We start from the raw sequence: 2,152 nt of genomic DNA on the forward strand, positions 1-2,152 counted from the left end.
GCGGGGGAGCCGTCACGGACCTCCCCGGATTTGTCGCCGCGACCTGGCTCCGTGGGGTCCCGTACGTGGCGATCCCGACGAGCGTGCTCGGCATCGTCGACGCGAGCGTCGGTTGCAAGACCGGATCAAACACGAACGAGGGCAAGAACCTCGTCGGTTCCTTCTCCGCCCCCCGTGCGGTCGTCGCGGACCTCGACCTGGTCCGCTCCCTGCCGCGCAACGAGATCCTGACCGGGTTCGCGGAGATCGTGAAGGCCGGCTTCATCGCCGTGCCGGAGATCCTCGACGTCATCGAGGCGGACGTCGACCGGGTGACCGACCCGACGACACCCGAGTTCAGGCGCGTGGTCGAGCTCGCGATCGAGCTCAAGGCGCAGGTGGTGTCGGACGACTTCACCGAGCAGGGCCGCCGCGAGATCCTCAACTACGGGCACACGCTGGGGCACGCGATCGAGCACGCTGAGCGCTACCAGTGGCGCCACGGTGCCGCGGTCGCCGTCGGCATGGTGTTCGCCGCGGAGCTCGCGCGGCTCACCGGGCACCTCGACGACGCCACGGTCGACCGGCACCGCGCGATCCTCGAGTCGCTCGAGCTGCCGACCACCTACGGCATCGGCCGGTGGGAGGGGCTCCTCGCGACGATGCGCCGGGACAAGAAGGCGCGCGCCGGCATGCTGCGGTTCATCATCCTCGACGGGGTGGGCAAGCCGACGACGCTCGAGGGTCCGGAGGACCACCTGCTCTTCACGGCGTACCAAGAGGTCGGCGTCTAGCAGGTCCGTGGCTCGGGTTCAGCGCAGGACGCGCCGGGTCCGCCGCCACCACCACTTGACGCGCATCGACACGGTGAGCACGCCGGTGCGACGCCATTCCAGGTACTCCGGGACCGTGGCGCCGTTCTCGTACGCCCAGTACTCGTCATCGTCACGATCCGGGTCCATGGCGTCGGGCAGCGGCTTCAAGATGGGCATCAGCGATGCTCCTCTCTGTCGTCGTACCGTTCGTCCGGGGGAGTCACCCGGCGCAGCGCGCGCGTGGCGAGCCCCCGGTCTGACTTGGACCACCACGCTACGTGCTCGAGTTCGCGGAGCACAGCGATCGAGATGTCGTACTCCGCCTTGCTGCGCTGGTCACCGATCGACCAGACGAAGCGCCGCCACGCGTGCTCCCGATCCGCTGCCCGCCGCGACTGGAATGCCCCGAACCAACTGACCACGGCGGCGCAGATCGCCGCAGCTGCGGCGATCACCGCGCTGATGAGTGCTTTCTCCATCCCCGCATCCTGACGTCCGCGAACCGACCCCGGGGTGACCGCAGCCCGACCTGTGCAGAACGCCCCGTGCCTCCAGGCCGGTGCAGGAGGAACCTGCCTACCCGACGCACACGCGGCGGACCCAGGCCACGGGAGCACACTGGCTGGGTGCCCACCCCGCCCCGCCTGAGCGACCTCGGCCAGCAGGACGCGGACGTCGGCAGCCTGCGAACCCGCGGCCGCCGCTTCGCCGAACTCCTGCGCATCGCCCGACGCCACCACCTCGTGCCGTTCCGCCGCCTCGACTTCTCACACGACCCCGCGACGAGCGACCTCCGACGCGACCAGGCCGAGCACCTGCGTCGCGCCCTCGAGGAGGCGGGCGGCGGCTTCGTCAAGATGGGTCAACTGCTCTCGACGCGGGACGACCTGTTGCCGGAGGAGTGGACCGAGGGCCTCGCCCACCTGCAGCGCAACGTGGCACCGGCTCCCGCCGCCGAGGTCGCCGAGCTGCTCGCGACCGACCTGCACGCTCCGGTCGACGAGGTCTTCGCCGCGTTCGACCCCGAACCGGTGGCCGCGGCGTCGATCGCGCAGGTGCACCGGGCCCGGCTGCACGACGGCACCGAGGTCGCGGTCAAGGTCCAGCGGCCCGGCATCGACGCCGCCGTGCGCCGCGACGTGGACATCGCGCTGCGGGTCGTGCGGTTCCTGGCGCGCACGAGCACCGAGGCCCGGCAGGTCGGCGTGGTGGACGTGGCCGCGCAGTACGCGGCGGACCTGGTCCGGCAGGTGGACTTCTCCTCCGAGGCCAGGAACCTCGNCGCGCTCGGGGCGCGCAGGCGCGCAGCGCCCGCCCGACGAGGTCTACTTGCCCGTCCCGTACCCGAACTGTCGGGA

General features: G+C 71.3%; 4 protein-coding genes. 2 read left to right on the forward strand and 2 right to left on the reverse strand.

The window, feature by feature from the left end:
* The coding region (locus I59_RS02305; RefSeq protein ID WP_022902495.1) for a 3-dehydroquinate synthase at positions 1 to 773 on the forward strand (773 nt) is incomplete at its 5' end.
* 18 nt (positions 774 to 791) lie between these two features.
* On the opposite strand, the gene I59_RS02310 is transcribed toward I59_RS02305, so the two are convergent.
* A complete protein-coding gene (locus I59_RS02310) occupies positions 792 to 971 on the reverse strand; it encodes a hypothetical protein (RefSeq protein ID WP_022902496.1) in 180 nt (59 codons plus the stop codon).
* Positions 971 to 1,273: a hypothetical protein gene (locus I59_RS02315; protein ID WP_022902497.1), complete on the reverse strand. Its 303-nt coding sequence runs from the start codon at positions 1,271 to 1,273 to the stop codon at positions 971 to 973. The genes I59_RS02310 and I59_RS02315 overlap by 1 nt, the downstream gene beginning before the upstream one ends.
* A 147-nt stretch (positions 1,274 to 1,420) precedes the next feature.
* Between I59_RS02315 and I59_RS02320 the strand changes: the two genes are divergently transcribed.
* Positions 1,421 to 2,152, forward strand: a 732-nt coding sequence (locus tag I59_RS02320) for an AarF/UbiB family protein (protein WP_031272497.1), incomplete at its 3' end; no start/stop codon positions are given.

It is taken from the genome of Curtobacterium sp. B8, from assembly GCF_000333315.1.
In the GTDB taxonomy this organism is placed as follows: Bacteria; Actinomycetota; Actinomycetes; order Actinomycetales; family Microbacteriaceae; genus Curtobacterium; species Curtobacterium luteum.